We start from the raw sequence: 20913 nt of genomic DNA on the forward strand, positions 1-20913 counted from the left end.
ATTAGACGCTGCGCCCTCCCCGATCCAGGTGCAGCGGGTGACCGCAGCGCCATGCGCGGGCGCAGCGCGGCGGCCAAGGCCGCATGGCACCCCAGCACAAGCCATGGTGGCAAAAGGAGCCGATCAGCTCTCACCCACCAACCGCGCGCGCACCGGCTTGCCTTTGACACGGCCGGCCGACAGTCGGCGCGCCGCCTCGGCCGCCACTTCGCGCTGCACGGCCACGTAGGTGGAAAACTCGTTCACGTTGATCTTGCCGATCTGCTCGCGGGTGAAGCCCATCTCGCCGGTCAGCGCGCCCAGCACGTCGCCGGCGCGGATCTTTTCCTTGCGCCCACCCACGATCTGCACCGTGGCCATGGGCGGCAGCAGCGGGCCGCCGGGCGCGGGCGTGAGCTCGGCCAGCGGATGCCATTCGGACTCACGCCCTTGCAGCTGCTCGATCTTGCCGACGCTGCCCATTTCGGGAAGGCTCGCCAGGCTGAGCGCGAGCCCCTCGGCATCGGCCCGGCCGGTGCGGCCGATGCGGTGGACATGGATCTCCGGATCAGGCGTCACATCGACGTTGATGACCGCCTGCAGCTGGGCGATGTCCAGCCCGCGCGCGGCCACGTCGGTGGCCACCAGCACGGTGGCGCTGCGGTTGGCGAACTGCACCAGCACCTGGTCGCGGTCGCGCTGCTCCAGGTCGCCATAGAGCGCCAGGGCGCTGAAGCCCTGCGCGCGCAGCACGTCCACCAGGTCGCGGCACTGCTGCTTGGTGTTGCAGAAAGCGATGGCCGATTCGGGCCGAAAGTGGTTGAGCAGCTGCGACACGGCATGCAGGCGCTCGCCTTCCTTGACCTCGTACCAGCGCTGGGCGATCTTGCCGGCGCCGTGCTGGGCCTGCACGGTGATCTGCTCGGGCGACTTCATGAATTGGCGGGCGATGCGTTCGATGCCCTCCGGGTAGGTCGCGGAAAAGAGCAGCGTCTGCCGCTCGGCCGGGCAGCGGCGCGCCACCTGGGCGATGTCGTCGAAAAAGCCCATGTCGAGCATGCGGTCGGCCTCGTCGAGCACCAGGGTCTTCAGGCCCTGCAGCTCCAGCGTGCCGCGCTCCAGGTGGTCCATCACCCGCCCGGGCGTGCCGACGACGACGTGCGCGCCATGTTCCAGGCTGGTGATCTGCCCGCGCAGCGGCACGCCGCCGCAGAGGGTGACGACCTTGATGTTCTCCTGCGCGCGCGCCAGACGGCGGATCTCGGTGGTCACCTGGTCGGCCAACTCGCGCGTGGGGCACAGCACCAGCGCCTGCACGCCGAAGTGGCGCGGATTGAGACGGTCCAGCAGCGCCAGGCCGAAGGCGGCGGTCTTGCCGCTGCCGGTGCTGGACTGGGCGATCAGGTCGCGCCCGAGCAGCGCGGGCGGCAGGCTGACGGCCTGGATCGCCGTCATGCGCGTGTAGCCCAGCTGCTGCAGGTTGGCCAGGGTGGCGGGGGACAGCGCCAGCGCGCTGAAGTCGGCAGAAGAGGTGGTCATCGCCCGATTATCCCGGCCCCCCGCCGCGCCGGGGCGAAGCGGCGCGACACGGCATCGATATCGCCGCGGCGCAGAGGCCGGCGGCGCGGGCAGGTGCCCCGCAGTGCATGACAATAGAGCCATGGCCCAGATCCCCGACTTCACCGAAACCACGCTCCACACCGATCCGGCCGACGCGCTGGCCGAGGTCCAGCGCATCTACCAGCAACAGATCGGCCATCTGCGCGACGCGATGCAGCGCTTCGTCGCGGGCGAGACGCCGCCCAGCCACGTGCGCGCCTTCTACCCGTTCGTGCGGGTGCAGACCACCACGGTGGCGCGTGCCGCCACCCAGCTGGCCTACGGCTTCGTCGAGGGCCCGGGCCGCTACGAGACCACGCTGACCCGGCCCGACCTGTTCGCACGCTACTACGCCGAGCAGTTCCGCCTGCTGCGCGCCAGCCACAACGTAGAGCTGGAAGTCGGCATCAGCAGCCAGCCCATCCCCATCCACTTCTCGTTCGCCGAGCACGACCACATCGAAGGCTCGCTCACGCCCGAGCGCCGCATGCTGATGCGCGACGTGTTCGACCTGCCCGATCTGGCTGCCATGGACGACGGCATCGCCAACGGCACCTGGACGCAGCGCGCCGGCGAGGCGCACCCGCTCTCGCTCTTCACCGCGCCGCGCGTGGACTATTCGCTGCACCGCCTGCGCCACTACACCGGCACGGCGCCCGAGTGGTTCCAGAACTTCGTGCTGTTCACGAACTACCAGTTCTACATCGATGAATTCGTGCGCCTGGGCCATGCCGAAATGGCCCGTGAAGACAGCGAATACATCGCCTTCATCGAGCCCGGCAACGTGGTCACGCGCCGCAAGGGCCTGCCCGCCGATGCCGGCGACGAGCTGGGCGTGGCCCCGCCGCGCCTGCCGCAGATGCCCGGCTACCACCTGGTGCGCGCCGACAAGAGCGGCATCACCATGGTCAACATCGGCGTGGGGCCCTCCAACGCCAAGACCATCACCGACCACATCGCCGTGCTGCGCCCGCATGCCTGGATGATGCTGGGCCACTGCGCGGGCCTGCGCAACAGCCAGCAGCTGGGCGACTACGTGCTGGCCCACGCCTATGTGCGCGAAGACCACGTGCTCGACGAGGAGCTGCCCCTCTGGGTACCCATCCCCGCGCTGGCCGAGATCCAGCTAGCGCTGCAGCAGGCCGTGGCCGACGTGAGCCAGGTGCCCGAGGCCGACCTGAAGCGCATCATGCGCACCGGCACGGTCGCCAGCACCGACAACCGCAACTGGGAGCTGCTGCCCGACAACACGCCCCAGCGCCGCTTCAGCCAGAGCCGCGCCGTGGCGCTGGACATGGAAAGCGCGACCATCGCCGCCAACGGCTTCCGCTTCCGCGTGCCCTACGGCACCCTGCTGTGCGTGTCCGACAAGCCGCTGCACGGCGAGATCAAGCTGCCCGGCATGGCCAACCACTTCTACCGGGAACGGGTGGACCAGCATCTGCGCATCGGCATGCGCGCCATCGACATCCTGCGCGAAGGTGGCGTCAGCCGCCTGCACAGCCGCAAGCTGCGCAGCTTTGCGGAAGTGGCTTTCCAGTAATTCCCGTCACGTCAGCGCGCGAAAGAAGGAAGGAAGGAAGGAAAGGCGGTTCGGCCTGAGTGCCCGCGGCCAAGCAGGCCGCGCGCCCGCGGCGCGGACGCCGGCAATGCCGCCGCCAGGGACCTGCACGCGATGCGTGCCCCTGGCCAGGCACGGCGTCATGCCGCTGCAGCTGCTCCGGCTGCCGGCACCCGCTTCTTGAAGAGACCCAGCGCCAGCGCCGTCACCACGGACCCTGCCACGATGGCCGCCGCATACAGCACCACATGGTTCACCGCGTTCGGAATGGCGAGCACGAAGATGCCGCCGTGGGGCGCCTGCAGGCCGATATTCCAGGCCATGGACAGGCCGCCCGCCGCGGCCGAGCCCAGCATGCAGGCCGGGATCACGCGCAGCGGATCGCGCGCCACGAAGGGAATCGCGCCTTCGGTGATGAAGGCCAGGCCCAGCACGGCGGAGGCTTTGGAGGCTTCGCGTTCCTCGGCCGTGAAGCGGCTCTTGAACAGCCAGCAGGCCAGCGCGATGCCCAGCGGAGGCGTCATACCGGCGGCCATGGCTGCGGCCATGGGGTTGGCCACGCCGCTGGCGATCAGGGTGGTGGAGAAGACGTAGGCCGCCTTGTTCACCGGCCCGCCCATGTCGAAGGCCATCATGGCGCCCAGGATGATGCCCAGCAGCACGGCGCTGCCGGTCTGCAGGCCCTTGAGCCATTCGGTCAGCGCGCTCATCACGGCGGCCATGGGCGCTCCGATCACCATCATCATCAGCACGCCGACGATGGCCGCCCCCAGCAGCGGCAGGATCAGCACGGGCTTCAGCCCGTCGAGGCCGCGCGGCAGGCGGATGGCGCGGTTGAGCCAATGCACCGAGTAGCCCGCGATGAAGCCGGCCGCGATGGCGCCCAGAAAGCCCGCGCCCACGGTGCCGGCCAGCAGCCCGCCGATCATGCCGGGCGCGATGCCGGGCCGGTCGGCGATGGAGTAGGCGATGTAGCCCGCCAGCGCCGGCAGCATCAGCGCAAAGCCCGCCTTGGCGCCCACCTGGAACAGCACCCAGCCGATGGTGCCCTTATGCGCGTCGTCATACACGTAGATACCGCCCAGCGCGAAAGCCAGCGCGATCAGCAGGCCCCCCGCCACCACGAAGGGCAGCATGAAGGACACGCCGGTCATCAGGTGCTTGTAGGCGCCTGAGGACTCCCGCTTGGCCGGCGCCGGGGACGCAGGAGCCCCGCCAGCGGCGGATGCCGAAGAAGCGCCCGCCGCATCACCCCACACCTGGGCTTGCGCCTGGGCCTGGGCGAACACAGCCGCCGCGTTGTGGATGGCGGCCTTGGTGCCGGTGGCGTAAAGGCGCTTGCCCGCGAAACGGTCGCGGTTGACCTGCGTGTCGGCGGCGATCACCACCAGGTCGGCGGCGGCGATCTCGGCGGCGGTCAGCGTGTTCTGCGCACCGACCGAACCCTGCGTCTCGACCTTGATGGTGTGGCCCAGGGCGCGCGCCCCCTGCTCCAGCGCCTCTGCGGCCATGAAGGTATGGGCCACGCCCGTCGGGCAGGAGGTGATGGCGACGATGTGCAGCGGGCCAGTGGGCGCGGCAGCGATCGGAGCCGCAGCCGGCGCAGCGGCCCCTCCGGCCATGCGGGCCAGCGCATCGCGCACCACACGGGCGGCGTCGTCCAGCACGGCCTGCGGCGTGGCCTCGTGGATGGGCGCGGTGATGGTGCCGAGCAGGTCCTGCCGGTCCACCGGCATGTCGGCCGCGATGATGACGGCGGCGGCAGAAGCCAGTTCGGCGTCGCTGAACGCGCCCTGCGTGCCCAGGCTGCTGTGGACGCTGAGGGCCAGCCGGTGGCCGGCGTTTTCGGCCGCGGCGCGCAGCGCCTCGGCCACCATGAAACTGTGGGCCGGGCCGGCCTGGCTCGCGGCGATGGCGATGAGTTGGGCCATGGTTGTCTCTCCTGTGTCTTTAGATGGGCCGCGCCGTGATGGCGGCGGCCAGGGCATCGACCTCGGGCCGCGGTGGCAGGCCGGGCGCGATGCGCTGGATGCGCGCGGCCGCGCAGGCCATGCCGAAGGTGGCGGCGCCGGGCATGGCCTGGCCTTGCGAGAGCGCGGCCAGCGTGCCGGCCACCAGCGCGTCGCCCGCGCCCACGGTGGTGGCGACGGGCACGCGCGGCGCGGCGGCATGCCAGCAGCCCTGGGCCGTGGCGATGACGGCACCCTCGCCGCCCAGCGACACGGCCAACTGGCGCACGCCGTGCTCCTGGCAGAGGCCGCGCGCAGCCGCAGCCACGTCAGCCAGTGCAGGCAGGGCGCGGCCGGCCAGCTCTTCGAGCTCGGCGCGGTTGGGCTTGATGAAGGCCACCGGCACGGCAACGCCCCGGGCCGGGTCGGCCAGGTCTTTCAGCAGCTGCAGCAGCACGGCGCCGCCGGTGTCGATGGCGATGTGCGCGCCCTGGGCATGCAGCGCCCGGGCGATGCGTTCCCACACGCCGGCATCGGCGCCGGGCGGCAGGCTGCCGGCCAGCTCGCACCAGTCGCCGGGGCGCACGCGCTCGGCGAGCGCGGCCCGCAGGCCGGCTTCGGCGCGGGCCAGCGCATCGGGCGCGAGCGCCAGGCCGGGCAGGTTGATGTCGGTGGAGTCGCCGCGCGAGGCGTCGGCGATCTTGATGTTGGTGCGGGTGGCGCCGGGCAGGCGCAGCATGGCGTCGGCGATGCCGCGCGCGGTGAAGGCCTCGGCGAAGACGGCGTCGTTGTCCGCGCCCAGCCAGCCGGAGGCCGTGACGGGCACGCCCAGCGCGGCCAGCACCGCGGCCACGCCCACGCCCTTGCCGCCGGCCTCGCGCTGGTCGCCCTGCGCGCGGTGGACCTCGCCCGGCACCAGCGCGGCCACGCGCACGGTGTGGTCGATGGCGGGGTTGAGGGTGATGGTGAAGATGCGGGCGGCGTCAGCCATGGCGGCCTCCTGCAGCTTGCAAGCCGAATCGGCCTGCAGCGCTTGATGCACCTCGGCTGCCAGCTATGTTTTCAGTAGCAATCATTGCAAATCCTTGGAAGACGTCCGGAGCCGTCATTGCGCGGCGGCGGCAGGCCGCAGCTCGGCGCCCAGGGCGCGCACCTCGTCGGCCGTATCCACCTGCAGGGCGCGCTGCGCCAGGGCCTGTAGCTCGGCCAGGCTGTGGCGGCGCAGCAGGGCCTTGACGGTGCCGATGTCGCCGGTGCTCATGCTCAGCTCATCCACGCCCAGGCCCACCAGCAGCGCGGCGCCCAGCGGCTCGCCGGCCAGGCCCCCGCACACGCCCACCCAGCGGCCGTGCTGGCGCGCGCCGGCCACGGTGCGTTCGATGAGGCGCAGCACGGCGGGGTGCAGGCTGTCGGCCATGCCGGCCAGCTCGGGGTGCTGCCGGTCCACGGCCAGCGCGTACTGCGTGAGATCGTTGGTGCCGATGGAGAAGAAGTCCACATGCGCGGCCAGCCGGTCGGCGATGAGCGCGGCCGAAGGCACCTCGATCATGATGCCCACCGGCACGGCCGGGGCGTTCAGCTCGGCGCGCACCGCTTCCATGCGCTGGCGCAGCGTGATCACCTCTTCCACCGTGCTGATCATGGGGAACATGATCTGCAGCGGGCCGTGCTGCGCGGCGCGGTAGAGCGCGCGCAGCTGGGGCACCATCAGGTCGTCGCGCCGCAGTGCCAGGCGCGCCCCGCGCACGCCCAGGAAGGGGTTCTCTTCCACGGGCAGATCGAGGTGGGGCACCTGCTTGTCGCCGCCGATGTCCAGCGTGCGCACCACCAGCGGCTTGCCCTGCAGCGCCTCGGCCATGGCGCGGTAGGTCTGGTACTGGTCTTCCTCATCGGGCACGGTGTCGCGCTCGAGGAAGAGGAATTCGGTGCGCATCAGGCCCACGCCCTCGGCGCCGGCCTCCAGCGCCTTGGCGGCCTGGTCGGCGCGGTTGGCGTTGGCGGCGATCTCCACCGTGTGGCCGTCGGTCGTGGTGGCGGGCTGCTGACGGGTGCGGGCCTCTTCTTCCTGGCGGCGCGCCAGGCGCTCCATGCGCTCGCGGGCTTCGATCAGCGCGGTCTCGCTCGGGCCCACGTAGAGGCGCCCGCGGTAGCCGTCGAGGATGGCCACGGCGCCGGCCAGCACCGGCGCGGCCGCATCGCCGCTGCCGCCGGCCAGCACGCCCGGGCCGGCAGCCACCACGGCGGGCAGGCCCAGGGCCCGCGCCAGGATGGCGGTGTGCGCCGTGGGGCCGCCGCGCGCGGTGCAGAAGCCCCGCACGCGGCTGGTGTCGATCTGCGCGGTGACGGAGGGCGAGAGATCGTCGGCCAGCAGGATGGCGTCATGCGGCCAGGCAGCCACGTCGGTGGATTCATGGCCCCGGCCCAGCAGGTGGCGCAGCACGCGCTCGCCCACGTCCTGCAGGTCGGCCGCGCGCGCCGCGAGGGTGGCGTCTGCCAGGGCGCGCTGCGCAGCCACGCGGCCGGCCATGGCATGGCGCCAGGCCCAGGCGGCGCCGTGGCGCTGCACCACCTGGCGGCTCACGGCCTGCAGCAGGTCGGCGTCCTGCAGGAGGCCCTGGTGAGCGGTGAAGATGGCGGCCTGCTCTGCACGGCCACCAGCCTGGGCGTCGGATGCCAGCTGGCGCAGCTGGGCCAGAGCGGCAGCCAGGGCGCGGTCCAGCGCGGCGGCTTCTTCGGCGATGGAGGTGAAGCGGTCTTCCACCTCCAGCTCGGTGCCCTCGGCCTGCACCAGCGTGCCCACCACCAGGCCAGGGCTGGCGGCGATGCCGGTGAAGGTGTGGCGCGCGGTGGGCTGCCAGTCGCCCAGCTCGCTGCCCAGGCCCTGGGCCTGCGCCTGGCGGGCGGCCGACAGTTCGGCCTGCCGGCTTTCCTCCTCGCCCAGGCGCTGAATGGTGGCGTGCAGGGTGGAGAGCGCCGCCGCCGCATCGCTGCCCTGGGCCGAGAGGCGCAGTTGCGCGCCGCGCCCGGCGCCCAGGCCCAGCAGGGCGGCCACGCTCTTGGCGTCGGCCACCGTGTCGCCGCAGCGCACGTGTACGCGCGCCTGGAAGCGGCCGGCCACGCGGGCCCATTCGCCGGCGGGGCGGGCATGCAGGCCGTTGGGGTAGTTGAGCGACAGCTCACGGCCGAGCGGGAAGTCTTCCAGCGCGGGGGTGCTGGCCGCGCCGCCCGCTGCGGTGGAGGCGCCCGAGGCATCGTCTGAAGTGAGGGCACGCACGATCTCGCCGGCATCGGTGGTGGTGGCCAGGTGCTGCATGAGGGCGCTGTCGCGCATCAGACGGGTGAGGCGGCGCAGCACCTGGATGTGGTCGTCGGTGGCGGCGGCGATGGCGACCACCAGGTGAGCCCGCTTGGCGTCGTCGCCCCAGCGCACGCCAGCCGGCACCTGCAGCACAGCCAGGCCGGTGCGCTGCACAAGGTGCTTGTCTTCCACCATGCCGTGAGGGATGGCGAGGCCTTCGCCCAGGAAGGTGTTCGCCACCTTCTCGCGCTGCAGCAGGCTGTCGATGTAGGCGTGCTGGATGTGGCCGGCCTGGGCCAGCAAGGCGCCTGCGGCGCGCACGGCGTCTTCACGGTTGTGCGGGGCTGCGCCCAGGCGCACTTCGACCGGAATGGTGGACATGCAATGTCTCCTGCGAAATTTGGTATCGATTCCAGACCCGATTATCTGCCGCGGGCTCTGGGCCTCGCAAGCGCCAACCGCTCATCTCGCGTGCAAATACTAGGGAAAACACCGAGAAATACCGGCGTATGTAGAGCCTGATTGGCCCTATCCGGCAGCGTGCCCGGCCGTCTTTGCAAAAAATTCTGGAATCGTTACCATGCCCTGGATCAACGCATCGACGATCGCGTCGCAACGAATTCCAGGAGCCTTTCCGCTTGGCCAGCATCAAGGATGTCGCGCAGCGCGCCGGCGTTTCAACCACCACCGTCTCGCGCGTGCTCAGCACACCGGAGGCGGTGCGCGCACCGCTGCGCGAGCAGGTGGAGCGCGCCATCGCCGAACTGGCCTACCGCCCCAACCTCGCGGCGCGCCGGCTGCGGCAGCGCCGCGCCTCGCTGGTCGGGCTGATCGTCTCGGACATCCGCAGCGCTTTCTTCACCGACGTGGGCCGCGCCGTGGAAGACGTGGCCTACCGCCACGGCCTGCGGCTCATCCTCTGCAACAGCGACGAAGACCCGGCCAAGGAACAGTCCTACCTGGAGCTGATGGCCGACGAGCAGGCCAGCGGGGTGATCCTCTCGCCGACCATGGCGGGCCTGAAGCATCTGCGCCCGCAGGCCTGGCCCTTTCCGCTGGTGCTGGTGGACCGGGCGCTCGACACGACCCGGACCGACCGCGTGGTGCTGGACAACCAGGCCGCCGCCCGCCGCGCCACCGAACACCTGCTGGACAACGGCTACCGCCGCATCGCTCTGCTGGCCGGCACCCACAGCACCACCGGCCAGCAGCGGCACGCGGGCTATGCCGACGCCCTGCACGCGCGCGGCCTGGCGCCGTGCCCCCTGTGGATGGACCCGACCCGCGAGACCGGCGAACGCGCCACCACCGCCCTGCTGGCCGGCACCGACCGCCCCGACGCCCTGCTGGCCACCAATGGCCTGCTGCTGCTGGGCGCGTTGCAGGCGGTGCAAGCCGCCGGCCTGCGCCCGCCGCGGGACATCGGCATCGCCGGCTTCGACAACAACGATTGGACCGCCCTTCCCGCGCTGGACGTGACCACCATCGCCCAGCCCACCTACGACATCGGCCGCACGGCGGCGGAGCTGCTGCTGCAACGCATGCGGGAGCCACAGCGGCCCGCACGCCAGGTGGTGCTGGAAGGCGCGCTGGTGGTGCGCGGCTCCAGCGCCGGGCCGGCGTAGGCCGCGCCGGCGTCGATCCGAAGATCAGGCGTGCGGCGAATCCGACGCCGGCTTGGGCAGCCGCACGTCCTGCGGGCAGCCGGCGGCGGTCAGCAGCACGTCGGTGGAGGAATTGAGCGCCGTTTCGGCCGAGTCCTGTACCACGCTGATCACGAAACCGATGGCCACGACCTGCATGGCTACGTCGGCCGAGATGCCGAACAGACTGGTGGCCATGGGAATGAGCAGCAACGAGCCGCCAGCCACGCCCGAGACGCCGGCCGCCGCCAGCGACGACACGATGCACAGCAGCACGGCGGTGAGCAGATCGACCTGGATGCCCAGCGTGTGGGTCGCCGCCAGCGTCATCACGGTGATGGTGACCGCAGCGCCCGCCATGTTGATGGTCGCGCCCAGCGGGATCGAGATGGCGTAGGTGTCCTCATGCAGACCCAGCTTGCGGCACAGCTGCAGGTTGATGGGAATGTTGGCCGCCGAGCTGCGCGTGAAGAAGGCCGTGATGCCGCTCTCGCGCAGGCAAGTGAACACCAGCGGATACGGATTGCGGCGCAGCTTCCAGAACACGATCAGCGGATTCAATACCAGCGCGACGAACAGCATGCAGCCCACGATGACCAGCAGCAGCCGGCCGTAGCCCGCGAGAGCGCCCAGCCCCGACTCCGCCAGCGTGGCCGCCACCAGGCCGAAGATGCCCAGCGGCGCGCAAGAGATCACCAGCTTGATGATGCCGGAGATCGCATCGGAGAGATCGAACAACATGCGGCGAGTGCTCTCGCTGGCGTGGCGCAGCATCACGCCCAGGCCGATCGCCCAGGCCAGGATGCCGATGAAGTTGGCCTCCATCAGCGCTTTCACCGGGTTCTGCACGGCGCTCAGCAGCAGGTTGCGCAGCACCCCCAGAATGCTGCCGGGCGGCTCACCGCCCACTGGCGGCGCGTTGAGCACCAGCGTGGTCGGAAACATGAAGCTCGCTGCCACCGCGACCACCGCCGCGCCCAGTGTGCTGATCAGATAAAGCAGGATGATCGGCCGGATATGCGTGGGCTGGCCTGCCTGGTGCCCGGCGATCGCAGCGGCCACCAGCACGAGCACCAGCACCGGCGCTACCGCCTTCAGGCCCGCGATGAAGAGCTCGCCGAGCAGCCCCGCCGGCGCGGCCCAATTCGGCGCCAGAAGGCCCAGCAGCACCCCCAGCACCATGCCGATGAGGATGCGCGTTACCAGCCCGCTGCGTTGGCAGCGGCGTGCCGCTGCAGAGAAATCAAATGCCATCGTCCTTGTCTCCTAGGGAAACTCCTATGGTACGGGCGCGGAGCGCTCTCCCTGGCCGAACGCAGGCCGGGCGTTGCCTGGCTCAGCACTCGATGAAGCTCACGGCCAGCCCGCCACGCGAGGTTTCCTTGTATTTGTCCAGCATGTCGCGGCCCGTGTCGCGCAGGGTGCGGATCGCCTGGTCCAGCGAGATGGCGTGGGCGCCGTCCCCGCGCAGCGCGAGCTGGGCCGCGTTGATGGCCTTGACCGAGGCCATGGCATTGCGCTCGATGCAGGGCACCTGCACGAGCCCGCCCACCGGGTCGCAGGTCAGGCCCAGGTTGTGCTCGAGTCCGATCTCGGCCGCGTTCTCGACCTGCTCGGGCGTGGCGCCCATCACCTCGGCCAGGCCCGCGGCGGCCATGGCGCAGGCGGAGCCGACCTCGCCCTGGCAGCCGACCTCGGCGCCCGAGATCGACGCGTTCTTCTTGAACAGGGTGCCGATGGCACCCGCCGTGAGCAGGAAGTCGGCCGCCTGGCCGGCGCTGGCGCCGGGCTCGAACCGGGTGAAGTAGTGCAGCACGGCGGGGATGATTCCGGCCGCGCCGTTGGTGGGCGCCGTCACCACGCGGCCACCGGCGGCGTTCTCTTCATTCACCGCCAGCGCGAACAGGTTGACCCAGTCGAGCGCGCCCAGGGTGCGGGCGATCAGGTTGCCCTCGCCGGCCTCGCGCTCGCGCAGGCTCCGGTGCATGGCGGCGGCGCGCCGGCGCACGGCCAGGCCGCCGGGCAGCACGCCCTGCTGCACCATGCCGCGCTGCACGCAGTCCTGCATGGCCTGCCAGATCTGGGCCAGCGCGGCGCGCGTGTCCTCTTCGCTGCGCCAGGCGCTTTCGTTGCGCAGCATCACCTCGCTGATGCGCAGGCCCTCGCGGCGGCAGACGGCCAGCAGCTGGGCGGCCGTGTCAAAGGGCAGCGGCAGCTCGACCTCTTCGCCCTGCGGCACGCCGGCCACGGCCGTCCGCTCATCGACCACGAAACCGCCGCCCACGGAGTAATAGGTGTTCTCGTGGAGCAACCCGTCCGCCCCGTGCGCGGCCAGCTTCAGCGCGTTGGGGTGGTAGGGCAGGCTCACGGGCAACAGGCGCAGGTCCGCCTCCCAGTCGAAGGGCAGCGCCACCTGGCCCGCCAGCTGCAGCAGGCCGCTGGCGCGCACCGCATCCACGGCGGCCGCAGCGCGGTCGGGGTCGATGCGGTCGGGCCGCTCGCCCATCAGTCCCAGCACCACGGCCCGGTCGGTGCCGTGGCCGACGCCGGTGGCGGACAGGGAGCCGTAGAGCCGCGCCTCCACACGCCGCACCGCCGCCAGCGGGATGCGCTCCGCCAGTTCATGCACGAAATCGTGCGCCGCGCGCATTGGCCCCACAGTGTGCGAACTCGAAGGCCCGATGCCGATCTTGAACAGGTCCAGCACGCTGATGGCCATCTCGTATTTCTCCTCGGGAGGTCGTTTTGTTTAGGATTTCTGATGCGATGCACCACACAGGCAGTGCAGCCGCGGATTCTTTCCCTACGCCGCCTTACCGGCAAACCAAATATTCTGGCCTCCGATTCAGCAAAACTAAACCATGATCGACAACGCCCCCGCCTTCGTGCATGCCCGGCTCAAGGTCTTCCTGGCCGCCGCGCACCATCTTTCATTCACCCAGGCGGGCGAGGAGCTGCACATCACCACCGGCGCGGTGAGCCAGCAGATCAAGTCGCTGGAAGACTGGCTGGGTGTGAAGCTCTTTCGGCGCCTGCCCCGGCGGCTGGAGCTGACGGACGAGGGCCAGCGGCTACAGGTCGCGGCGCAGCCGGCCTATGCGTCCATCGACCTGGCCATCGGCCGCCTGCGCGGCGGCGCTCTGAGCGGCGTGGTACGCATGCGTTCGGTGCCCTCGTTCCTGGCGACCTGGCTGGTGCCCCGACTGCCGCTCTTGATGCAGCGCCACCCGGCCATCGAGCTGCAGCTGGAAGCCGAAGACAGCACCCGCTCGCTGCGCGACGGGGAGTTCGATCTGGCCATCGACCTGAACGACGGCGCCTACCCGGGCTTTCAGAGCACCCCGCTGGTCGAGGAAGACATTTTCCCGGTCTGCGCGCCCGAGCTGCTGCAGGGCCGCCCCGCCCTCACCCGCCCGGAGCAGCTGGCTCACTACCCGCTATTGCACGACATGACCGCCTGGCGCGGCAGCCAGCCCTATGCCGAGTGGGAACGCTACCTCAAGGCCGTGGGCGCGCCGCAGGTGGATGTGCGACGCGGCTACATGTTCAACCGCAACCACATCACCATCCAGGCGGCCATGGCGGGCATGGGCGTGGCGATCGCGCGGCGCATGCTGACCACCAACGAGATCGCCAGCGGCAAGCTGCTGGCACCCTTCGGAACGCAGGCCGTGCCCACCGGCAAGCGCTATTGCCTGGTCTATCCGGCCGGCGCCCTGGACGACCGGCGGGTGCAGGCGGTGCATGACTGGATCGTGGAGCAGGCACTGACCGCCTGACCGAGTGACCTCCTGAGCGCGGCCGGCTGGCCGCCCCGCGGATCAGGCCTGGCGCGGCTTGACCTTGCTCGCGGCCAGCTTGGCGTTGGCGCGGGCCGTGTCCACATCGGCTGCGCGGGCGACGGCCACGCCCATGCGGCGCTTAGTGAAGCTCTCGGGCTTGCCGAAAAGGCGCAGGTCGGTGCCCGGCACGGCCAGGGCTTCATCGACGCCGTCGAAGGCGATGCCCAGGGCATCGACGCCACCGTAGATCACGGCGCTGGCGCCGGGGTTGCGCAGGCTGGTGTCCACTGGCAGGCCCAGGATGGCGCGGGCATGCAGCTCGAATTCGCTCTGGTGCTGGGTGGCCAGGGTGACCAGGCCCGTGTCGTGCGGGCGCGGGCTGACTTCGCTGAACCAGACTTCGTCGCCCTTGACGAACAGCTCCACGCCGAAGAGGCCCAGGCCCGAGGGCTGGCCGTCCAGGCCCCGGCCCAGGTCGTCGGTCACGGCCCGGGCGATGTCCTGGGCGCGCTGCAGCGCGAGGGACGGCATGGGCTGGGGCTGCCAGCTTTCCACGTAGTCGCCGCTGACCTGCTTGTGGCCGATGGGTTCGCAGAAGGAGGTCTGGATGCTGCCGTCGGCGGCCTTGGCGCGCACGGTGAGCAGGGTGATCTCGTATTCGAAGTCGATGAAGCCTTCGACGATGACGCGGCCATGGCTCACGCGGCCGCCGGCCATGGCGTAGTCCCAGGCCTTTTGCACATCGGCCGGACCGTCGAGCTTGCTCTGGCCCTTGCCGGAGCTGCTCATCACCGGCTTGACCACGCACGGAAAGCCGATGGCGGGCTGGCCATCGGTACCGTCGATGGCGGCCTGCAGTTCCTCGGCCGAATCGCAGAAGCGGTAAGGGCTGGTGGGCAGGCCCAGGGTCTCGGCGGCCAGGCGGCGGATCCCTTCGCGGTCCATGGTCAGGCGCGCGGCGCGGGCGGTGGGGATGACGCGCACGGTGCCGGCGGCTTCCAGCTCTTCGAGCATGGGCGTGGCGATGGCCTCGATCTCGGGCACGACCAGGTGCGGGCGTTCGGCCTCGATCAGGCTCTTGAGCTGCGCCGGATCGCTCATGGTGATGGTGCGCGCGTGGTGGGCCACCTGCTGGCCGGGCGCGTTCTCGTAGCGGTCCACCGCCGTGGTTTCGACGCCCAGCCGCTGCAGGGCGATGAGGACTTCCTTGCCCAGTTCACCGCTGCCGAGCAGCATCACTTTGGTGGCGGAGGGCGAGAGGGGGGTGCCGAGGGTGGTCATGGGCGAAGCGGTGCAAAAGTATGGACAAGGAGGGACCGGAGAGTGCCCGCCGGGCGGGTACTGCAGCCGGCGATGATAGAGCGACTGCGTGTCCCCGCGCCCATGCAGTTCACGCCGCGGCCTCCCGCACCCAGACGCTGCGGGAAAAGCCGCGCAGCCGCCCAGGCGGCGTGTTCCCCTCAATAGGCCTTGTACGGCAGGAACTTGCCCGACAGCACCACGTTCACGCGGTCGCCCTTGGGGTCGGCCTCGCGCTGGATGTCCATGCTGAAGTCGATGGCGCTCATGATGCCGTCGCCGAACTCCTCGTGGATCAGCTCCTTGATGGTGCTGCCATATACGCTCACCACCTCGTACCAGCGGTAGATCAGTGGGTCGGTGGGCACGGGCGTGGGCAGCGACCCCTTGTAGGGCACCACCTGCAACCACTTCTGCTCTTCGTCGGTCAGATCGAAGATCTTGCCCAGCACTTGAGCCTGTTCGGGCGATGCGGTCATCTGGCCCAGGCAGAGCGCCGTCGTCCATTCCTTGGACTGGCCGACCTGGCTCGCGATGTCGTGCCACTGCAGGCCTTTGAGCACCTTGGTGCCGATGATTTTCTCGGTGACGTCGTTGCGATTCATGGGCTGAAAACTTCCGTGTCGGATAGGCCCCCAACCCAAGCAACGTGCGTGCCACCAGACATGTTCTTGAGCACATCCAGCGGCGCAGCCACCGCCCTTTCGCGCTTCAGCCGCCGCCGTGCAGCAGGTCCACCGCCTTCTCCGCAATCATGATCGTCGGCGCGTTGGTATTGCCGCTCACGATGCGCGGCATGACGGAGGCATCGACCACGCGCAGGCCCTGCAGGCCATGCACGCGCAGCTGCGCATCCACCACGTCGAGCGGACCGGGGCCCATGCGGCAGCTGCCCACCGGGTGATAGACCGTGTCGGCATGCCGGCGGATGAAGGCGGCAATCTCGGCATCGCTCTGCGCACCGGCGGATCGGGCCAGCTCGCGCCCGCCCAGGCCGGCCAGCGCGGGCTGCGAGAGGATCTCGCGCATGCGCCTTACGCCACGCACCAGGCGATGCAGGTCGTCTTCGTCGGCAAGGAAGGCAGGGTCTACCAGCGGCAGGGCGTGGGGGTCGGCACTGGCCAGCGTCACGCGACCCCGGCTGCGCGGCTGCAGCAGGCAGACGTGGCACGAATAGCCGTGGCCCCAGCTCAGCTCGCGCCCGTGGTCCAGCAGCTTGGCGATGACGAAGTGCAGCTGCAGATCGGGCGCGGGCTCCTCTGGGCCGCTGCGAATGAAGCCACCGGCTTCCGCGAAGTTGGTGGTGAGCGCGCCGGTGCGGCGCGCGCGCCATTCGAGCGCGCCGCGCAGCAGCTGGCGCGCCCCGGTGAGCGAGAGGCCGAACAGATCGGTGAGCGCGGGCGCATCCACCACCTGCACCACATCGGGATGGTCGTGCAGATGCTCGCCCACGCCGGGAAGTTCGTGCAGCACGGCGATGCCGTGGCGTTGCAGCTGCGCAGCCGGGCCCACGCCCGAGAGCATCAGCAGCTGGGGCGAAAGCAACGCGCCTGCCGACAGCAGCACCTCGCGCGCGGCGCGCACGGTGTGCAGCGTGCCGCCCTGCAGGTACTGCACACCCACGGCGCGGCGGCCGTCGAAGAGGATGCGCGTGGCCCGGGCGCCAGTTTCCACACGCAGGTTGGCGCGGCCGAGGTGGGGCGTGAGATACGCCTTGGCGGCGCTGAAGCGCTCGCCCCCGCGGTGCGTGACCTGGTAGAGGCCCACGCCTTCCTGCGCGGGGCCATTGAAGTCCGGGTTGTGCGGGTGACCGGCCTGCACGCCCGCCTGCACGAAGGCGCGCGCCACCCGGTGCGGCGCCTGCAGGTCGGCCACATTCAGCGGGCCGCCCGTGCCATGCCAGTCGCTGGCGCCACGTTCGTTGTGTTCGGCGCGCAGAAAGTAAGGCAGCACGTCGCGCCAGCCCCACCCAGGATTGCCGGCCTGCTCCGCCCAGTGGTCGTAGTCGGCCGGCTGGCCGCGCACGTAGATCATGGCGTTGACGGAGCTGGAGCCGCCCAGCACCCGGCCGCGGGGCTGCAACCCACGGCGCCCGCCCAGGCCGGGCTGCGGCGTGGTGTGCTGGTTCCAGCTGAGCGAGGGGATGCGGTTCAGCCCGGCCAGCCCGCCCGGGCAGTGGATGAAGGCGCTGGCGTCGGGCGGCCCGGCTTCGAGCAGGCAGACCCGCACGGCCGGGTCCTGCGTCAGCCGGCCCGCCAGCACGCAGCCGGCCGAGCCGCCGCCGATCACGATGTAGTCGAACATGGTGGATGCCTCCTGCCTGCGCTTGTACCACTGCGGGACCGACCGGGCCATGGCGGGCTGTCACCCGCATTGCGGCCGCTGCGTGGATTGCCGATTACCATGCGGCAGGGCCTGCCGGCCCCCCCTTTTCCTTCCAGCCAACCAGACAGACACGCAAGGACATTCACATGACGATCACGACCGTCGGCATCATCGGCGCGGGCACCATGGGCAACGGCATCGCACAGGCGTGCGCGGTGTCGGGCATCGACGTGGTGATGGTGGACATTTCCGAGGCCGCCGTGCAAAAGGGCCTGGCCACGGTGGCCGGCAGCCTGGACCGGCTCATCAAGAAGGAAAAGCTCACCGCCGCCGACAAGGACGCGGCGCTGGCGCGCATCAAGACATCCACCCGCTATGACGACCTGAAGGCCGCGCAGCTCATCATCGAGGCAGCCACCGAGAACCACGAACTCAAGGTGAAGATCCTCACGCAGGTGGATGCGATCGCAGCGCCCGAGGTGATCGTCGCCTCCAACACCTCGTCGATCTCCATCACGCAGCTGGCCGCGTCCACCTCGCGGCCCGACCGCTTCATCGGCATGCACTTCTTCAACCCGGTGCCGATGATGGCGCTGGTGGAAATCATCCGCGGCCTGCAGACCAGCGACGCCACGCACGATGCGGTGAAGGCCCTGGCCGAGCGCCTGGGCAAGAGCCCCATCACGGTGAAGAACGCGCCGGGATTTGTGGTCAACCGCATCCTGGTGCCGATGATCAACGAGGCCTTCTTCGTGCTGGCCGAAGGCCTGGCCACGCCCGAGGACATCGACGCTGGCATGAAGCTGGGCTGCAACCAGCCGATCGGCCCACTGGCATTGGCCGACATGATCGGCCTGGACGTGTGCCTGGCCGTGATGAACGTCTATCTGGACGAATTCGGCGACAGCAAATACCGCCCCTGCCCGCTGCTCAAGGAAATGGTGGCGGCGGGCCGCCTGGGCCGCAAGACGGGCCAGGGCGTTTACAGCTACTGAGCTGGTCCCGGGCCCGTGCCGCCGCTGCGGGCAGGCGGGGTTCTCGGCGGGGGTTCCGGGCGCATGGCGGCTGTGGACCCCCACGAAATGGCTACCGCTTCGCGGCGCAGCGGTATCTGACCCATTTCAGCCCGCTGCCCAGAGGCGCCGGGCGCCAGGTATCGGGCGCCGGGCGTCAGAGCAGCAAAGACCATTCCTCGCAGAAGGTCTCCCCGCATTTAAGTTTTGCACAATTTAATTGCCAGCAATAATTCAACCCATGCCCCGCCCCCCAGCCACCGCCGCGATACCCAGCACCGCCCTGCTGCAGCTGGACAACCAGGTCTGCTTCGCGCTGTATTCGGCATCGCTGGCCATGACCAAGTTCTACAAGCCGCTGCTCGACGAGATCGGCCTGACCTACCCGCAGTACCTCGTGATGCTCGCCCTCTGGGAGCGCGACGGTGTCACCGTCTCCGAACTGGGCGAGCGCCTCTTCCTCGATTCGGGCACGCTGACCCCGCTGCTCAAGCGGCTCGAAGCCTCGGGCCACCTGAATCGGCTGCGCGATGCCGAAGACGAGCGCCGCGTGCGCATCAGCCTCACGGCACAAGGCCGGGCTCTGCGTGAGCAGGCCGAGCGCATTCCCAACTGCGTCCTGGAACGCACGCAATGCACGCTGCCAGAGCTCACAGCCCTGACCGGGCAGCTGACCGCGCTGCGCGACCGCCTGACCCGCCAGGCCGCACGGCCTGCCTGAGACGGCAGCCACAGCCGCCGTCTGCCCGGCCTCTTCTTTCGTTTCACACCGGCCTGTTAGGCTTTTTTCTCCACCCCAAGCAACCTCAAGGAACGCACCATGACCACGCTCGACAAAGTTCTCTACACCGCCCGCGCCCACACCACCGGCGGCCGCGATGGCGCATCGCGCACCGACGACGGCCGTCTGGACGTGAAGCTCTCGTCCCCCGGCACCAGCGGCACGGGCACCAACCCCGAGCAGCTGTTCGCCGCCGGCTACTCCGCCTGCTTCATCGGCGCCATGAAGGCCGTCGCCAGCAAGGTGGGCGTGACGGTGCCGCAAGACGTGTCGATCGACGCGGAAGTGGACCTGGGCCCCATCCCCAACGCCTACGGCGTCGCCGTTCGTCTGAACATCTCCCTGCCCGGCGTGGACAAGGCCAAGGCCCAGGAACTGGTGGACGCAGCCCACCAGGTCTGCCCCTACTCCAACGCCACCCGCGGCAACATCGACGTGACCATCACCCTGGTCTGATCGCCGGCGCGCGGGGCCCGGGGTTCTGCCGCTATCGAAAAAAGAGCTGCCAGCGCTTTTCCATCAAGCGCTGGCGGCTTTTTTCATGCGTGCTTCACACCCCTGCATCGGCCCGCCCCGGCGCAGAGGCAGACAATGCACGCATGCAGATGCCTCCCGCCCCCTCCCCCTCTTCCGACGCCACGCCCGGCAGCAACCACCATCCCTACGCGGTCCTCACGCCGGACCTGGTGCTCGATGCGCTGGCCAGCGTCGGCCTCTACGGCGACGGCCGGCTGATGGCCCTGGGCTCCTACGAGAACCGGGTCTATCAGGCCACGCTGGAAGACGACGGAGCTCGGGTGGTCGCCAAGTTCTACCGCCCGGGCCGCTGGAGCGAGGCGCAGATCCTCGAAGAACACGCCTTCGCGGCTGAACTGGCTGAAGCCGAAATCCCCATGGTCGCGCCCCTGTCCATCGCGGGCCGCACGCTGCACCGGCATGCCGGCTTCGCGTTCTCGGTCAGCCCCTGGCGCGGCGGGCGCACGCCCGAGCTGGACGACTTCGAGGTGCTGGAATGGATCGGCCGCTTTCTCGCGCGCATTCACACCGTGGGCGCCGCACGGCCCTTCGTCCACCGGCCGGCGCTGGATCTGCAGGCCCTGGCCCAGGAGCCCCTGGCATGGCTCACGGAGCACGAGATCGTCCCGCTGGACCAGCGTTCGACCTGGCAGGGCGCATGCCAGAATGCTATTAATTTAATAGCTGAATGCCTTGATGGCAAGAGCGCCCATGGCCGTTTTGGCTTGAAAGACGCGCAGCTGCTGCGCCTGCACGGCGACTGCCACCCGGGCAACGTGCTCTGGACGCCGGTGGATGAAGACACCGGCCGTGGCGGCCCGCACTTCGTGGATCTGGACGATGCCCGCACCGGCCCGGCCGTTCAGGACCTCTGGATGCTGCTCTCGGGCGATCGCCGCCAGCGCACCATGCAGCTGTCGGCACTGCTGGACGGCTACGAGCAGTTCCGCCCGTTCGACCGCCGCGAGCTGGCGCTGATCGAGCCGCTGCGCACGCTGCGCCTGATCCACTACAGCGCCTGGCTGGCGCGGCGCTGGGACGACCCGATCTTTCCGATCAACTTCCCCTGGTTCGGCAGCAGCGACTACTGGCGTGGCCAGGTGGACATGCTGCACGAGCAGATCGAGGCCATGGGCGAGGCGCCCCTGGCGGCGTAAGCAGAGGGGCA

Annotated in this window: 16 protein-coding genes; 7 read left to right on the forward strand and 9 right to left on the reverse strand. The window is 70.1% G+C overall.

The features are described 5' to 3' along the window. Window positions 1-123 precede the first annotated feature (123 nt). Window positions 124-1518 carry an ATP-dependent RNA helicase DbpA gene (gene dbpA, locus AC3A84_RS16625; RefSeq protein WP_487971142.1) on the reverse strand — a complete coding sequence of 465 codons (1395 nt, stop codon included), beginning with the start codon at window positions 1516-1518 and terminating at the stop codon, window positions 124-126. 121 nt (window positions 1519-1639) lie between these two features. Between dbpA and AC3A84_RS16630 the strand changes: the two genes are divergently transcribed. Further along, the gene (locus AC3A84_RS16630; RefSeq protein WP_487971143.1) at window positions 1640-3121 is read left to right on the forward strand and encodes an AMP nucleosidase; all 1482 of its coding nucleotides are present in this window, start codon (window positions 1640-1642) and stop codon (window positions 3119-3121) included. A 158-nt stretch (window positions 3122-3279) separates the two neighbouring features. Here AC3A84_RS16630 and AC3A84_RS16635 read toward each other — a convergent pair whose 3' ends face one another. The 3 genes from AC3A84_RS16635 to ptsP form a co-directional block, all read right to left on the reverse strand. Beyond that, window positions 3280-5070 carry a PTS fructose transporter subunit IIC gene (locus AC3A84_RS16635; protein ID WP_487971144.1) on the reverse strand — a complete coding sequence of 597 codons (1791 nt, stop codon included), beginning with the start codon at window positions 5068-5070 and terminating at the stop codon, window positions 3280-3282. A gap of 19 nt (window positions 5071-5089) precedes the next feature. Further along, the gene (locus tag AC3A84_RS16640; RefSeq protein ID WP_487971145.1) at window positions 5090-6079 is read right to left on the reverse strand and encodes a 1-phosphofructokinase family hexose kinase; all 990 of its coding nucleotides are present in this window, start codon (window positions 6077-6079) and stop codon (window positions 5090-5092) included. Window positions 6080-6193: 114 nt separating this feature from the next. Continuing rightward, window positions 6194-8767, reverse strand: coding sequence for a phosphoenolpyruvate--protein phosphotransferase (gene ptsP / locus AC3A84_RS16645; RefSeq protein ID WP_487971146.1), 2574 nt, complete (start codon window positions 8765-8767; stop codon window positions 6194-6196). 257 nt (window positions 8768-9024) lie between these two features. Between ptsP and AC3A84_RS16650 the strand changes: the two genes are divergently transcribed. Then, the gene (locus AC3A84_RS16650) at window positions 9025-10011 is read left to right on the forward strand and encodes a LacI family DNA-binding transcriptional regulator (RefSeq protein ID WP_487971147.1); all 987 of its coding nucleotides are present in this window, start codon (window positions 9025-9027) and stop codon (window positions 10009-10011) included. A gap of 24 nt (window positions 10012-10035) precedes the next feature. Here the strand turns inward: AC3A84_RS16650 and sstT are convergent, their stop codons facing one another. Then, window positions 10036-11283 (reverse strand): serine/threonine transporter SstT, encoded by a 1248-nt coding sequence (gene sstT, locus AC3A84_RS16655; RefSeq protein ID WP_487971148.1) that lies wholly within the window; start codon window positions 11281-11283, stop codon window positions 10036-10038. An 82-nt stretch (window positions 11284-11365) separates the two neighbouring features. Next, the gene (locus AC3A84_RS16660; protein ID WP_487971149.1) at window positions 11366-12748 is read right to left on the reverse strand and encodes an L-serine ammonia-lyase; all 1383 of its coding nucleotides are present in this window, start codon (window positions 12746-12748) and stop codon (window positions 11366-11368) included. Window positions 12749-12890: 142 nt separating this feature from the next. Here AC3A84_RS16660 and AC3A84_RS16665 point away from each other — a divergent pair, with 142 nt between their 5' ends. Continuing rightward, window positions 12891-13808: a LysR substrate-binding domain-containing protein gene (locus AC3A84_RS16665; RefSeq protein WP_487971150.1), complete on the forward strand. Its 918-nt coding sequence runs from the start codon at window positions 12891-12893 to the stop codon at window positions 13806-13808. A gap of 42 nt (window positions 13809-13850) precedes the next feature. Here AC3A84_RS16665 and purT read toward each other — a convergent pair whose 3' ends face one another. From purT to AC3A84_RS16680, 3 genes are all read right to left on the reverse strand, one after another. Continuing rightward, window positions 13851-15092, reverse strand: a complete 1242-nt coding sequence (gene purT, locus AC3A84_RS16670) for a formate-dependent phosphoribosylglycinamide formyltransferase (protein ID WP_487971151.1) — start codon at window positions 15090-15092, stop codon at window positions 13851-13853. 179 nt (window positions 15093-15271) lie between these two features. After that, window positions 15272-15715, reverse strand: a complete 444-nt coding sequence (gene cynS / locus AC3A84_RS16675) for a cyanase (protein ID WP_487971152.1) — start codon at window positions 15713-15715, stop codon at window positions 15272-15274. Between the two features lie 106 nt (window positions 15716-15821). Then, a complete protein-coding gene (locus AC3A84_RS16680) occupies window positions 15822-17414 on the reverse strand; it encodes a GMC family oxidoreductase (RefSeq protein ID WP_487971153.1) in 1593 nt (530 codons plus the stop codon). A gap of 167 nt (window positions 17415-17581) precedes the next feature. Here AC3A84_RS16680 and AC3A84_RS16685 point away from each other — a divergent pair, with 167 nt between their 5' ends. The 4 genes from AC3A84_RS16685 (at window position 17582) to AC3A84_RS16700 (ending at window position 20902) form a co-directional block, all read left to right on the forward strand. Beyond that, the gene (locus AC3A84_RS16685) at window positions 17582-18430 is read left to right on the forward strand and encodes a 3-hydroxybutyryl-CoA dehydrogenase (RefSeq protein ID WP_487971154.1); all 849 of its coding nucleotides are present in this window, start codon (window positions 17582-17584) and stop codon (window positions 18428-18430) included. 259 nt (window positions 18431-18689) lie between these two features. Next, window positions 18690-19169, forward strand: coding sequence for a MarR family winged helix-turn-helix transcriptional regulator (locus AC3A84_RS16690; protein WP_487971155.1), 480 nt, complete (start codon window positions 18690-18692; stop codon window positions 19167-19169). 99 nt (window positions 19170-19268) lie between these two features. Next, entirely contained in the window at window positions 19269-19685 is a 417-nt protein-coding gene (locus AC3A84_RS16695; protein WP_487971156.1) for an organic hydroperoxide resistance protein, read from the forward strand. Window positions 19686-19828: 143 nt separating this feature from the next. Beyond that, window positions 19829-20902 carry a serine/threonine protein kinase gene (locus tag AC3A84_RS16700; protein ID WP_487971157.1) on the forward strand — a complete coding sequence of 358 codons (1074 nt, stop codon included), beginning with the start codon at window positions 19829-19831 and terminating at the stop codon, window positions 20900-20902. The last annotated feature ends 11 nt before the right edge of the window (window positions 20903-20913 follow it).

The organism is Paracidovorax sp., from assembly GCF_057642795.1.

What these genes read in the sequence shown, in the direction of transcription:
- AC3A84_RS16665 (WP_487971150.1), top strand. Translation starts at nt 12,891, where the DNA reads ATGATCGACAACGCCCCCGCCTTCGTGCATGCCCGGCTCAAGGTCTTC.
- sstT (WP_487971148.1), bottom strand. Translation starts at nt 11,283, where the DNA reads ATGGCATTTGATTTCTCTGCAGCGGCACGCCGCTGCCAACGCAGCGGG.
- AC3A84_RS16685 (WP_487971154.1), top strand. Translation starts at nt 17,582, where the DNA reads ATGACGATCACGACCGTCGGCATCATCGGCGCGGGCACCATGGGCAAC.
- AC3A84_RS16700 (WP_487971157.1), top strand. Translation starts at nt 19,829, where the DNA reads ATGCAGATGCCTCCCGCCCCCTCCCCCTCTTCCGACGCCACGCCCGGC.
- purT (WP_487971151.1), bottom strand. Translation starts at nt 15,092, where the DNA reads ATGACCACCCTCGGCACCCCCCTCTCGCCCTCCGCCACCAAAGTGATG.
- AC3A84_RS16680 (WP_487971153.1), bottom strand. Translation starts at nt 17,414, where the DNA reads ATGTTCGACTACATCGTGATCGGCGGCGGCTCGGCCGGCTGCGTGCTG.
- AC3A84_RS16635 (WP_487971144.1), bottom strand. Translation starts at nt 5,070, where the DNA reads ATGGCCCAACTCATCGCCATCGCCGCGAGCCAGGCCGGCCCGGCCCAC.
- dbpA (WP_487971142.1), bottom strand. Translation starts at nt 1,518, where the DNA reads ATGACCACCTCTTCTGCCGACTTCAGCGCGCTGGCGCTGTCCCCCGCC.
- AC3A84_RS16630 (WP_487971143.1), top strand. Translation starts at nt 1,640, where the DNA reads ATGGCCCAGATCCCCGACTTCACCGAAACCACGCTCCACACCGATCCG.
- cynS (WP_487971152.1), bottom strand. Translation starts at nt 15,715, where the DNA reads ATGAATCGCAACGACGTCACCGAGAAAATCATCGGCACCAAGGTGCTC.
- AC3A84_RS16660 (WP_487971149.1), bottom strand. Translation starts at nt 12,748, where the DNA reads ATGGCCATCAGCGTGCTGGACCTGTTCAAGATCGGCATCGGGCCTTCG.
- AC3A84_RS16690 (WP_487971155.1), top strand. Translation starts at nt 18,690, where the DNA reads ATGCCCCGCCCCCCAGCCACCGCCGCGATACCCAGCACCGCCCTGCTG.
- AC3A84_RS16640 (WP_487971145.1), bottom strand. Translation starts at nt 6,079, where the DNA reads ATGGCTGACGCCGCCCGCATCTTCACCATCACCCTCAACCCCGCCATC.
- ptsP (WP_487971146.1), bottom strand. Translation starts at nt 8,767, where the DNA reads ATGTCCACCATTCCGGTCGAAGTGCGCCTGGGCGCAGCCCCGCACAAC.
- AC3A84_RS16695 (WP_487971156.1), top strand. Translation starts at nt 19,269, where the DNA reads ATGACCACGCTCGACAAAGTTCTCTACACCGCCCGCGCCCACACCACC.